Raw genomic sequence first — 12157 nt, 5'->3', positions numbered from 1 at the left:
TATTCAACTAAAAAACATGCAAAACGAATATCATCTTGCATGTTTTTTATAAAATTTCAACTAGTTGAAATATAATATGTCATTTTTAATCAACTTCTATTCTTTCTATATCTGCTCCTAGTTTTTTAAATTTTTCTTCAATACTAACATATCCTCTATCTATATGATATATATCTCCAATTGTAGTATAACCACCTGCAGCCAGTCCCGCAATAATAAGTGCTGCACCAGCACGTAGATCCGTAGCTTTAACTTCACAACCGGTTAAACAATCAACTCCTTCTATTACAGCACACCTTCCATCAATTTTTATGTTTCCACCCATTCTGTTAATCTCACCAATATGCATAAATCTATTTTCAAATATAGTTTCTGTAATAACACTAGTTCCGTTAATAGTAGCTAATAAACTCATCATTTGAGGTTGCATATCCGTAGGAAAACCTGGATAAGGCATAGTTTTTATATCTATAGGTTTAAAATCATTATTTCCATCTATAATTATACCATCATCCACTTTTTCCATACATACACCTATTTCTCTCAATTTTGCAATAATAGGTTTTAGATGTTGCTCATTTATTCCATTTATTTTTATTTTTCCTCTAGTAATTGCAGCTGCAACCATAAATGTACCTGCTTCTATTCTATCAGGTATGGGTTTATATTGTGTTCCTTTTAGTTCTTTAACACCAGTTATTTTTATAGTATCTGTACCCGCACCATTTATCTTTGCTCCCATACTGTTGAGAAAATTTGCAAGGTCTTGTATTTCCGGCTCTTCAGCAGCATTTTCCAAAACAGTATCACCTTCAGCTAAAACAGCAGCCATCATAATATTTTCTGTAGCTCCTACTGAAGGAAAATCCAAGTATATTTTATTTCCCACTAACTTATTTGCATGTGCCTCAACATATCCATGTCCAAAATTAATTTCTGCACCTAACGCACTAAATCCTTTTAAATGTAAATCTATAGGTCTATTACCTATATTACATCCACCTGGAAGAGAAATCTTAAATTTTCCAAATCTTGATATCATAGCTCCCATAATTAAAAATGAAGCTCTCATTTTTCTAACCAAATCACTATCTGGTTCAACATTTGTTAAATTAGAATTATCTATTATTATTTTATTATCTTCTATATTTATATTTGAATTTATTGATTTTAAAACCTCACTTATAACAAAAACATCTTCAAGCATAGGAGCATTATCTATAATACATGTATCACCACATAATATACTTGATGCAATTATAGGAAGCACTGCATTTTTTGCTGAACTTATATTAACTTCACCATTTAACTTTTTTCCACCTTTAACTAGTATTTTTTTCATATATATCCTCTCCATTCTACTATTCCTTAGCTAGTAGGTAGTTATTATTTCCGGAGTTCCCATAATAATGTAATTCCCTGATGAATAATTGCATAATGCAAAATTAAAATCCATTAGTTTACCATTATTTTTTTTTGGAATATATCTACAAGTATATGCTGTAGTGCTAAATCCATTATTTATTTTTATTGAATTAATATTTACTGCTCCTTCATTCTTTAATAAATTAATTACTTTACTATTTTCTTTTTTTAAATTTTCTTCAGGAATCCTTGCTTTTATATATTGAGACGATACAATATTTTCTTTAGGTATAGAATTGACAATAGCTTTTATTTGACTCTTTAATTCTGTAAGTTTATTTTCATTATCTTTTTTTATAATATTTATTGTAATTATTTTTTTCCCTTCAATGCTAAATTCTTCTATATATCCTTTGCTGCGGCTATTTGTAAAGCTTATACTATATCCCCTTTTACTGTAGTTTGTCTTTATTTTATAATTTGGTTTATTAACTTTAATTTTATTTAAGAAGTATTTATAATATCCTTGTCCATTTTCACAAACCTTAAAGCGGGTTTTTATACCATATTCATTAACCTGTGCTTTTGTTTCTTTTAATATAAATCCAAATAAATTTTCTTTCTTAAATGCATAAGAAAATTTATAGTTTAATAATACTAAAGCTAGTAAAACTAAGATAATAGATTTATTGAGTTTATCAGCTTTCATCATCATCCCGCCTTTCTTTTAAATTATGGACAATGAGTTTATAATTTATACTTCAAATATATTATTAATATATAAATCTTCAACTAAATTTGTGCTAAAATAAAAAGCATATACTGTTAAAAATAAGTTTTATTTCATTAAATACTTATAAATTTTATGATTTAATTAGCTATCTTAAAATAAATAAAGAGTATAATATACTGCGTAATTTTTAGATTACAAAGTAAACTGTACCCTGTAAATTAACACGCTCTCTTTTTCCGTGTTTATCTTACAGGGTACAGTTTACCTTTTTTATCTTTATCTTATTATATATTTTTCACTCTAATTCTAGTTAATGCTCTCATAAGAGATAATTGAGCTCTATGTACATCAATCCCTTCTTTTTGTTTTAGCCTTTCTTCTGCTCTTTTTTTAGATTCTTCAGCCCTTCTTAAATCAATATTTTCCGGCCATTCGCATGCATCACATAACATTAATGCTTCACTATTAATTACTTTCAAAACTCCAGAAGAAGAAAACAACTTTTTCTTTTCATTATCTATATTAGTAAACTCTGAAATAGTGGGATTTAATAAAACAATTAACGGTAAGTGTTTAGGTAATATTCCTAATTTGCCTTCTATACTTTCTGTTTTTAATTCAATAATTTTTCCTTTGTAAAATTCTCTTTCAGGAGTAATTATTGTAATGTTAATTGAATTTGACATTTAACTTTCCCCCCAAATTCACGAGATGCTTTTATTTTTTTCCAAAACTTCTTCTATCGTTCCAACAAATAAAAAAGAAGATTCTGATATATTATCATATTTACCTTCAATTATTTCTTTAAATCCTTTTACAGTTTCTTTAATAGGAACAAATTTACCTTTCATTCCAGTAAATTGTTCTGCAACAGTAAAAGGTTGCGATAAAAATCTTTGAACCTTTCTTGCCCTTGAAACAATAAGTTTATCTTCTTCTGATAATTCATCTAAACCAAGAATAGCTATAATATCTTGAAGTTCTCTATATCTTTCAAGTATATGTTTAACTTTCATGGTTGTGTTATAATGTTCTTCACCAACTATTTTAGCATCAAGTATTCTAGAAGTAGATTCTAAAGGATCTACTGCTGGATATATCCCAAGCTCTGCTATAGACCTTGAAAGTACTGTTGTTGCATCAAGATGAGAAAATGTTGTAGCCGGCGCTGGATCTGTTAAGTCATCTGCTGGTACATACACTGCTTGAACTGAAGTTATTGAGCCATGTTGAGTAGAAGTTATTCTTTCTTGAAGAGCTCCCATTTCAGTTGCAAGAGTTGGCTGATATCCAACTGCACTAGGTATTCTTCCAAGCATAGCTGAAACCTCAGATCCTGCTTGTGTAAACCTAAATATATTATCTATAAATAAAAGAACATCTTGCCCTTGATCTCTAAAATATTCTGCCATAGTAAGTCCAGTAAGGGCAACTCTCATTCTTGCCCCTGGAGGTTCATTCATTTGACCAAATACTAATGCTGTTTTCTTTATAACTCCGGACTCTTTCATTTCATAATAAAGATCATTTCCTTCTCTTGTTCTTTCGCCAACTCCAGTAAATACTGATAGTCCTCCATATTCTTTTGCTATATTATTTATGAGCTCTTGAATAAGCACTGTCTTGCCTACTCCCGCCCCACCAAATAATCCTATTTTACCACCTTTTTGATAAGGAGCTATTAAATCTATCACTTTTATACCTGTCTCAAACATTTCAGGAACTACCGATTGCTCTTCAAACGTAGGCGCAGCCCTATGTATAGGATAAGATTCTAATGTATTAATTTCTTCTTCATTATCAATAGTTTTTCCAAGTACATTGAATAATCTTCCTAATACTTCATTGCCTACTGGTACAGATATTGGCTTTCCAGTATCTATAGCCTCTACTCCTCTTTTTAAACCTTCTGTTGATTCCATCGCAATTGTTCTTACTATGTCATCTCCTATATGCTGTTCAACTTCAGTTACAAGTAATCTATCTTCTAGTTTTATTTCAATAGCATTATAAATATTAGGAAGAGAATCCGAATCAAATCTTATATCTACAACCGGTCCAATAATCTGTTCAACTCTACCTATATTATTCAAGATAATACACCTCCTACTTTTGTGCTTCTGCACCTCCAACTATCTCTGATATTTCTTGAGTTATAACACTTTGTCTTATTCTATTATACTGTAGATTAAGCTTATCTAATAAATCATTAGCATTTTTCGCAGCACCATCCATAGCTTCTTTTCTAGCTCTTTGTTCACTAGTTTTAGAATTCAACATAATATTTAGTACCGTTTGTTTCAGATATTGTTCACATATATATAATAAAAATTTCTCTTTTTTAGGCTCATATTCTATATAAGTTGCTTTAGATTTATCTAAACCCAAATTAGCCTTTTCAAAAGGAAGTATTTTTTTTACTTTTACTTCTTGCTTCACTGCTGAAATAAATTCAGTATAAACAATGTATACTTCTCCTATTTCACTTTTTTTATATAATTCTAAAATTTTATCTACTATAATCTTCGCTTCTTTTAAAGTAGGTATATCCAAAATCTCTACATATTCAGCTATAGTTTCATAATTAAGTCTTTTAAAATATCCTCTTCCTTTTTGCCCTACTACAATCAAAAGTGAATTCTCTTTATTATCAGAAATATTATCTATTGTCTTATTAATAATATTTATATTAAACCCACCACACAGTCCTGAATCTGACGTAATAGCAATATATATTTGCTTGTTATTATTATTTCCATTTATGTATATATTATCTCTTATATCGTTATCAGTTAACATAATATCTATTATTTCTTTAAAAGAATCATAATAGATATTATTGGTTTCTAAAATTTTTCTAACCTTTTTTAATTTAGAGGTAGCAACAAGTCCTATAGCCTTTGTTATTTTTTTTGTATTATTAATGGACTTAATTCTACGTTTTATAGCAATTAAACCTGCTCCTGCCATAATCTAACTTTACCTCCTAAAAACAAACTAATATTATGTTAAAAATATTTTCTTAAATTCTTGTACAGCTGTATTTAATTCATCTTTTATTTCATCATTTAATTCTTTTTCTTTTAATATATATTTACCTATATTTCTGTGATGAGTATTCATATATTCTAAGAACTCTTTTTCAAACTTCTTAATATCACCAACTTTTATATCGGATAAATAATTATTTATAGCTACATACAAAATCATTATTTGTTTTTCAACTGATATAGGATTATATTGATCTTGTTTTAATATTTCTACTAATCTTTTTCCTTTTTCTAATCTGTCCTTTGATGATTTATCAAGTTCAGAGCCAAATTGAGCAAATGCTGCAAGCTCTCTATATTGAGCTAATTCTAATCTTAATGTACCTGTAACTTGCTTCATAGCTTTAATTTGAGCATTTCCTCCAACACGAGATACTGATATTCCTGCATTGATAGCTGGCTTTTGTTCTGCATAAAACAATTCCGTTTCAAGAAATATTTGACCATCAGTAATTGAAATTACATTGGTAGGTATATATGCTGTGACATCCCCTGCCAATGTTTCAATTATAGGTAACGCAGTAAGAGATCCCCCACCTAATTTATCTGAAAGTCTAGCTGCTCTTTCAAGTAATCTTGAATGTAAATAAAATACATCTCCTGGATATGCTTCCCTTCCTGGTGGACGTCTCAGTAATAATGACATAGTTCTATAAGCTACAGCATGTTTAGATAAATCATCATATATTATAAGTACATCGCACCCTTTATTCATGAAATATTCACCCATACTACATCCTGCATAAGGTGCTATAAATTGAAGTGGTGCTGAATCCGAAGCAGTTGAAGATACTACAATAGTATAATCCATAGCTTTCATTTCTGTTAAAGTATTTACTATATGAGCTACCGTTGACTGTTTTTGACCTATAGCAACATATATACATTTAACATTTTTACCTTTTTGATTGATAATTGTATCTAAAACAATAGCTGTTTTTCCTATTTGTCTATCTCCAATTATAAGTTCTCTTTGTCCTTTTCCAATAGGAACCATAGAATCTATAGCTTTTATTCCAGTCTGAAGAGGCTCTCTTACTGATTGTCTTTCTATCACTCCAGGAGCTACAACTTCAATCGGTCTAGATTGCGTAGTTTTTATAAGCCCCTTACCATCAAGGGGTTGACCAAGAGAATTTACAACTCTCCCAATTAAAGCTTCTCCTACTGGTACTTCAACAACTCTTTTAGTACTTTTAACCACATCCCCTTCTTTAATCCCCTCTTCCGTTCCTAATAAAACAGCTCCAACATTATCTTGTTCAAGATTTAGAGCCATACCATAAACATTATTAGAAAATTCTAAGAGCTCTCCTTCCATACATTCATCTAATCCATAAATTCTTGCTACTCCATCCCCTATTTGTACTATAGTTCCTGAGTCTACTGTCTCAATTTTACTCTCATATTTTTCTATTTCTCTTCTAATTATTGAAGTAATTTCTTCAGGTTTTATATGCATAGACTCACCTCATCTCTAATATAAAATAAATCTATTTACTTAATGAATTTCTTTCAATTTCCTTAAACTTGTTTTTTATAGTTCCATCCATCACATCATCACCTATTCTTATATAAGCTCCACCAATTAATTCTTTATCTATTTCTTCTTTTAACAATATTTTTTTATTACTATATTTATATTTTAATTTTTCAATCAATTTTGTTCTTTGATTATCATCTAATGGTATAACTGTTTTAACATGAGCAACTATAATATTCTGCTTTTTAAGATGCATTTTTTCCATTTCATTTATTTTTTCTTCCATATACAAAATTCTATCTTTTTCAATTAACAAAATCATAAATGATAACAAATCATCTTCAATTTTGCCCTTAAATATTCCTTTTATTATGTTTTTTTTCTTAAAACTATTTATTTCAGGATGTTTTATAACATTATATAACTCTTCATTAGACTTTATTAACTCAACTATTTCTTTTGCTTGTTTTAAATATTCTTGAGTTTTTCCTTTTTTTTCAGAAATTTCATAAAGAGCACGAGCATATCTTCTATCTAAATGTTCATACATAATTAACTCCCTACCTTAACAATAAAATCTTCAATAAGTTGTCTATGTTTCTTTTCATCTATCAATTCTTGTAAAACTTTTGAAGATAATAAAATAGCTAATTCTACTGCCTCTTTTTTAATTTCACCTTCTGCTTTTTCTGTTTCTCTATCTATTTCTTTTCTAGCTCGTTCTAAAATCCTTTCTGATTCTTCATAAGCTTCTTTAATAATTTCTTCTGATACTTTTTCAGCTTTAATTTTATATTCTTCAACAAGATTTTTACATTCACCTTTTGATTTTTTCACCATTTCTTCATTTTCTCGTTTTAAAGCTTCAATTTGTTCTCTATCTGCTTCTGCTTTTTTTATATTATTTTCTATCTCTTCTTTTCTTGAATTAATAACCTCACTTACTGGCGTAAATAAAAAATGTTTTAAAATAACAAAAAAAATCATAAAATTAATTATCGTGGCTAAAATAGTAGGCAAATGAAGTTTCATACTTTATCTAAAGCCTCCCTTCAGGCTTATTTTATAAAAAATTCACTATTAAATTATCAAATTTTCAATACTAATAGTATCGCAATCAAAAAACCATAAATAGCTGTTGCCTCTGATAATGCACTACCTATTATCATAGTTCTTGTTATTTTATCAGCTGCTTCTGGTTGTCTTGCTATACTCTCTACAGCTTTACTTGTTGCTTTTCCTGTTCCAAGCCCTCCACCAATAACTGAAAGTGCAGCAATTCCTGCCCCTATAGCACACATTCCTGATATAAACGCTTCTGGACTAATATTCATAACTATTTTCCTCCTATACTTTTTTATTTTTATATGAAAATCACAGTAATTAATGATTTTTGATCTTTTGATTCTATTAAAATTTCATTTTCCTTATAAGAAGTTTTTTAGTGTTCAGAAATTATCTTAATGTTAATCATAGTTAACATAACAAATATAAGCATTTGGATTGAAGCATCAAATACATCAAAATAAAAATGTAGTGGTATTGGGATTCCTATTTGCCCAATTCCTAATGGTGTCTTAAATAAAGCACCATATATCAGTTCCATAATCATTACACCTGCAAATATATTACCAAATAATCTTAAACTTAAAGATACAGGCAACATTATTCTTTCCATTATATTGATGGGTAATAATATTCCTACTGGTGTTATATATCCTTTAAAATACCCTAATATACCATGCTTTTTTATTGTGTATGCTTGTATTACAGCAAAACTTGTCACAGCTAAACCTAATGTTACATTCAAATCCTTTGTTGGGGGATGCACTCCAATTAGTCCCGTCACATTCATACCTAATAAAAATATTACGAGAGAACCAATATAAGGAATAAAACTCTTATAACCTTCTCCCATATTATCTATAACTAATTTATTTATAGTTTCTACAAATATTTCTAAAACACTTTGTCTTTTGTTAGGTATTCTTTTTAAATTTCTAGTCAATAACATACAACCAACTAAAGTCACAAGAATTATCATCCATTGAACCACAATTTCTTGAGTAATTCCTAAATACTTGCCTAAAAAGTTACTCAACGGTTCTGCATTAAGCTCCATTTAACCATCCCCATTCATTACATTAATCATTTTAGATTAATGCCATATAACACTATAGAAATAAGATGTGTAGTATATCCTATTACATATGCTATTACATTAATTTCATTATGTATAAATATCAACGTTCCTATAATCCCTACTATAAATATTCTTAAAAAATAACCAAATATAATAACCATATTAGCATTCAGGCTTTTCTTTGTTAATGCATATGTTGTAATATAAGTATTTACATGAAAATTAATGATAGCTAATATGCATCCTAAGACAACTGCTAATAAATATTCTTTAGCTCTAAAATAAACTATTAGAATTAATATTATGCCCATAATAAAGTCCAAAAATTTAATTTTTTCTAGCATATGACAAACTCTATCGTTTTTTTTCATTTTACCTCCACGTTTTTTTGCAAATTAAAACAAGTTCTGTACTTATATTATCCAAATTTAATTTTATTCATCCTTTTTATAACTTTTTTATAAAATAAAAAAACTGTTGATCTTATATCAACAGTCTATTTTAATTATGTTTAAACAGTTTTACATTAATTATTAAATTTTTCTAATATAATTTTAACTATTCTAGAAGAAGCTTTTCCATCTCCATAAGGATTGACAGCTTTACTCATTCTATTATATATTCCTATATTGTTCAACAAAACATTCGTTTCTTTTATTATATTGTTCTCATTAGTTCCTACAAGTTTTACTGTTCCAGCTTCCTTTGCTTCAATTCTTTCGGTTACATCACGAAGTACTAAAACTGGTTTACCAAGATGTGGTGCTTCCTCTTGTATACCACCTGAATCTGTCATAATCATATAACATTTTTTCATTAAATTATGAGTTTCTTTAGTATCGAGAGGAGGTAGTAAATGTACTCTATCTATTCCATTTAAATATTTATATACAGTTTTTTTTACTATTGGATTTAAATGTACTAAATATATTACTTCTACATCATGATTAGAATTTACTATTTCAACTAATGACTTACATATATTTTCTATTCCTGTACCCCAATTTTCCCTTCTATGCGCAGTAACCATTATTACTCTTTTATTATTATAGTCAATTTTATTTAATTCTTTGTTATTAAAAATATATTTTTCTTCTACCGTATAATTCATTGCATCTATTACAGTATTTCCTGTAACAAATATATTTTCTTCGCATACTCCTTCTTTGAGCAAATTATCTTTAGCTGTAGTTGTAGGTGCAAAATGGAAATCAGTTATAGCTCCTGTAAGCCTTCTATTCATTTCTTCTGGATATGGGAAAAATTTGTTATACGTTCTTAGTCCAGCCTCCACATGCCCTACCTTTATTTTTTTATAAAAAGCCGCAAGTGAAGCTGCAAATGTGGTAGTTGTATCTCCATGAACTAAAACCATATCTGGAATTTCTTTATTAAAAACTTTTTCTAAATTATTTAAAACATTAGTAGTAATTCCATTTAAGCTTTGTTTTTCTTTCATTATATCTAAATCATAATCAGGGCTTATATTAAAAAGCGCCAAAACTTGATCAAGCATTTCCCTATGTTGCGCAGTAACACATATTTTCGATTCAATTTGTTCTATATTTTCTAATTCTTTAATAAGCGGTGCCATTTTTATAGCTTCCGGTCTTGTTCCAAAAATACTCATAACCTTTATTTTATCCATAAATTCACCTCTAATAAATAAACTAAATATTCATAGCACTCCAAATTTTATGCATTTTTCTCTTGTTTTTTATCTTGTAATTGTTCAGTTTTTGTACATTGTACATTGTTTTTAAACATTCCGCATTTCCAAGCTACAAAAACAATTATTAAAATAACAACTGTTAATAAAAAATATGCTCTTTTTGTACTAATTTGCATTGCTATTATAGAAATACCACCAAGTACTGTACTTATCAAATACATTATTAAAACAACTTGCTTTTGATTCAATCCCATATCTAGCAACCTATGATGTAAATGTCCTCTATCAGCCTGCATTATAGGCTTTCCATTAATTTTTCTTCTTATCATTGCAAATAAAGTATCATATATGGGAAGACCAAATGCTAAAACTGGAACTGCTATAGCAAACGCTGCTGCTGATTTAATAGTTCCTTTTAAAGCTATAGCTGCTAGCGAAAACCCTAACAGTTGTGATCCTGTATCTCCCATAAAAATAGTTGCTGGATTAAAATTATATGGTAAAAATCCAAATATTGCTCCACTTAAAATGGCCGTTAATAATGCAGCATCTCTTCTTCCATTTAACACTGCAATAATAAAAATTGTAGCAGAAGAAATAAATGCTACACCAGCTGCTAACCCATCTAATCCATCAATTAAATTCATTGCATTTGTGATTCCTACTACCCAAAATATAGTTAAAGGTATAGCTAAATACCCTAAATTTATATATATGTTTCCCCAAGGAAGAGGATTTGTTATATACGCTATTTTCACTCCAAATATAATAAGAGTGCTCGCTGCACATATTTGAAACATTAATTTGTAAATTGGTCTAATATCCTTCAAATCATCAATTAGCCCACCAATTACGATTATGGTAGCTCCTACTAATATACCTATTTCTGATTTTGATAATTCTCCCGATTTTAGAAGCATAGTAACTAAAAAAGAAATATAAATAGAAACTCCTCCAAGTAACGGAATAGGCTTCTTATGTATTTTTCTACTATTTTTAGGTATATCTAATGCTTTAATATAAAATGCAAATTTCTTAATAAAAGGAGTTATTAAGAATGATATCATTACAGAAATTATTGTTAAAATTTTAATACTATCCATAATTTAATTATAACCTTCCTTTTTAATAATGCACTTCCACTCTGTCAATAATTTAGTATGACCCTTCTCCATTTAATGAATCATCATTATCTATCCATTCTTGAACATCAACTATTGTAAATTCTTTTTTTGTATTTCTTATAATGACTCTTAATATTCCTGAGTTTATTATAAATCTTTTACACAATAAGCAAGGTGCTGCCTCTTTAACTAATTCTCCTGTCTCCATCTCTTTACCAACAAGATACATAGTTGAGTTAATCATATCTTGTCTTCTTGCAGATATAATAGCATTTTGCTCAGCATGAACTGATCTACAAAGTTCATATCTTGTTCCTCTTTTAACATTTAATTCTTGTCTTCTACAATATCCTAAATCCGAACAATTTTTTCTACCTCTAGGTGCTCCACTATAACCAGAAGCTATAATTTCATCATTTTTAACAATTATAGCTCCAAAATTTCTTCTAAGACAGGTTCCTCTTTCAAGTATTGTTTCACAAATATCTAAATAATAATTATGTTTATCTATCCTCTCCATAGTATACCTCGCTATTTTCATATGTATTTATTTAACACTTATATTTTATACTATAAACGATATAATT

The 12157-nt window shown here is 28.5% G+C and carries 14 protein-coding genes; all 14 read right to left on the bottom strand.

Annotated elements, in window-relative coordinates; all coding sequences use genetic code 11:
• Positions 1 to 85: 85 nt before the first annotated feature.
• Complete coding sequence (gene murA / locus OW763_RS14955) at positions 86 to 1342, bottom strand: UDP-N-acetylglucosamine 1-carboxyvinyltransferase (protein ID WP_268042130.1); 1257 nt, start codon at positions 1340 to 1342, stop codon at positions 86 to 88.
• A gap of 30 nt (positions 1343 to 1372) precedes the next feature.
• Positions 1373 to 2074, bottom strand: a complete 702-nt coding sequence (locus tag OW763_RS14950) for a YwmB family TATA-box binding protein (protein ID WP_268042128.1) — start codon at positions 2072 to 2074, stop codon at positions 1373 to 1375.
• A gap of 308 nt (positions 2075 to 2382) precedes the next feature.
• Entirely contained in the window at positions 2383 to 2784 is a 402-nt protein-coding gene (locus OW763_RS14945; RefSeq protein WP_268042126.1) for a F0F1 ATP synthase subunit epsilon, read from the bottom strand.
• Positions 2785 to 2802: 18 nt separating this feature from the next.
• Positions 2803 to 4194: a F0F1 ATP synthase subunit beta gene (atpD, locus tag OW763_RS14940; RefSeq protein WP_268042219.1), complete on the bottom strand. Its 1392-nt coding sequence runs from the start codon at positions 4192 to 4194 to the stop codon at positions 2803 to 2805.
• Between the two features lie 10 nt (positions 4195 to 4204).
• Positions 4205 to 5068, bottom strand: coding sequence for an ATP synthase F1 subunit gamma (atpG, locus tag OW763_RS14935; protein ID WP_268042124.1), 864 nt, complete (start codon positions 5066 to 5068; stop codon positions 4205 to 4207).
• A gap of 33 nt (positions 5069 to 5101) precedes the next feature.
• Positions 5102 to 6610, bottom strand: a complete 1509-nt coding sequence (atpA, locus tag OW763_RS14930; protein WP_268042122.1) for a F0F1 ATP synthase subunit alpha — start codon at positions 6608 to 6610, stop codon at positions 5102 to 5104.
• 31 nt (positions 6611 to 6641) lie between these two features.
• The gene (locus OW763_RS14925; protein WP_268042121.1) at positions 6642 to 7181 is read right to left on the bottom strand and encodes a F0F1 ATP synthase subunit delta; all 540 of its coding nucleotides are present in this window, start codon (positions 7179 to 7181) and stop codon (positions 6642 to 6644) included.
• Between the two features lie 2 nt (positions 7182 to 7183).
• A complete protein-coding gene (locus OW763_RS14920) occupies positions 7184 to 7663 on the bottom strand; it encodes a F0F1 ATP synthase subunit B (RefSeq protein ID WP_268042119.1) in 480 nt (159 codons plus the stop codon).
• A 56-nt stretch (positions 7664 to 7719) separates the two neighbouring features.
• Positions 7720 to 7965, bottom strand: a complete 246-nt coding sequence (gene atpE, locus OW763_RS14915; protein ID WP_268042117.1) for an ATP synthase F0 subunit C — start codon at positions 7963 to 7965, stop codon at positions 7720 to 7722.
• 107 nt (positions 7966 to 8072) lie between these two features.
• A complete protein-coding gene (locus OW763_RS14910) occupies positions 8073 to 8753 on the bottom strand; it encodes a F0F1 ATP synthase subunit A (RefSeq protein WP_268042115.1) in 681 nt (226 codons plus the stop codon).
• 26 nt (positions 8754 to 8779) lie between these two features.
• A complete protein-coding gene (locus OW763_RS14905) occupies positions 8780 to 9145 on the bottom strand; it encodes an ATP synthase subunit I (protein ID WP_268042113.1) in 366 nt (121 codons plus the stop codon).
• Positions 9146 to 9300: 155 nt separating this feature from the next.
• A complete protein-coding gene (gene wecB, locus OW763_RS14900; protein WP_268042111.1) occupies positions 9301 to 10422 on the bottom strand; it encodes a non-hydrolyzing UDP-N-acetylglucosamine 2-epimerase in 1122 nt (373 codons plus the stop codon).
• Between the two features lie 47 nt (positions 10423 to 10469).
• A complete protein-coding gene (locus OW763_RS14895) occupies positions 10470 to 11549 on the bottom strand; it encodes an MraY family glycosyltransferase (RefSeq protein ID WP_268042109.1) in 1080 nt (359 codons plus the stop codon).
• Positions 11550 to 11601: 52 nt separating this feature from the next.
• Positions 11602 to 12090: a deoxycytidylate deaminase gene (locus tag OW763_RS14890; RefSeq protein WP_268042106.1), complete on the bottom strand. Its 489-nt coding sequence runs from the start codon at positions 12088 to 12090 to the stop codon at positions 11602 to 11604.
• Positions 12091 to 12157: the final 67 nt, after the last annotated feature.

The sequence above is a fragment of the Clostridium aestuarii genome (assembly GCF_026735135.1).
Lineage (GTDB): Bacteria > Bacillota > Clostridia > Clostridiales > Clostridiaceae > Clostridium_H > Clostridium_H aestuarii.
This window is presented reverse-complemented; position numbering and strand designations above follow the sequence as displayed.

Coding starts and splice junctions, on each gene's coding strand:
- murA (WP_268042130.1), bottom strand. CDS start 1,342: ATGAAAAAAATACTAGTTAAAGGTGGAAAAAAGTTAAATGGTGAAGTT.
- OW763_RS14950 (WP_268042128.1), bottom strand. CDS start 2,074: ATGAAAGCTGATAAACTCAATAAATCTATTATCTTAGTTTTACTAGCT.
- OW763_RS14945 (WP_268042126.1), bottom strand. CDS start 2,784: ATGTCAAATTCAATTAACATTACAATAATTACTCCTGAAAGAGAATTT.
- atpG (WP_268042124.1), bottom strand. CDS start 5,068: ATGGCAGGAGCAGGTTTAATTGCTATAAAACGTAGAATTAAGTCCATT.
- atpA (WP_268042122.1), bottom strand. CDS start 6,610: ATGCATATAAAACCTGAAGAAATTACTTCAATAATTAGAAGAGAAATA.
- OW763_RS14925 (WP_268042121.1), bottom strand. CDS start 7,181: ATGTATGAACATTTAGATAGAAGATATGCTCGTGCTCTTTATGAAATT.
- OW763_RS14920 (WP_268042119.1), bottom strand. CDS start 7,663: ATGAAACTTCATTTGCCTACTATTTTAGCCACGATAATTAATTTTATG.
- atpE (WP_268042117.1), bottom strand. CDS start 7,965: ATGAATATTAGTCCAGAAGCGTTTATATCAGGAATGTGTGCTATAGGG.
- OW763_RS14910 (WP_268042115.1), bottom strand. CDS start 8,753: ATGGAGCTTAATGCAGAACCGTTGAGTAACTTTTTAGGCAAGTATTTA.
- OW763_RS14905 (WP_268042113.1), bottom strand. CDS start 9,145: ATGAAAAAAAACGATAGAGTTTGTCATATGCTAGAAAAAATTAAATTT.
- wecB (WP_268042111.1), bottom strand. CDS start 10,422: ATGGATAAAATAAAGGTTATGAGTATTTTTGGAACAAGACCGGAAGCT.
- OW763_RS14895 (WP_268042109.1), bottom strand. CDS start 11,549: ATGGATAGTATTAAAATTTTAACAATAATTTCTGTAATGATATCATTC.
- OW763_RS14890 (WP_268042106.1), bottom strand. CDS start 12,090: ATGGAGAGGATAGATAAACATAATTATTATTTAGATATTTGTGAAACA.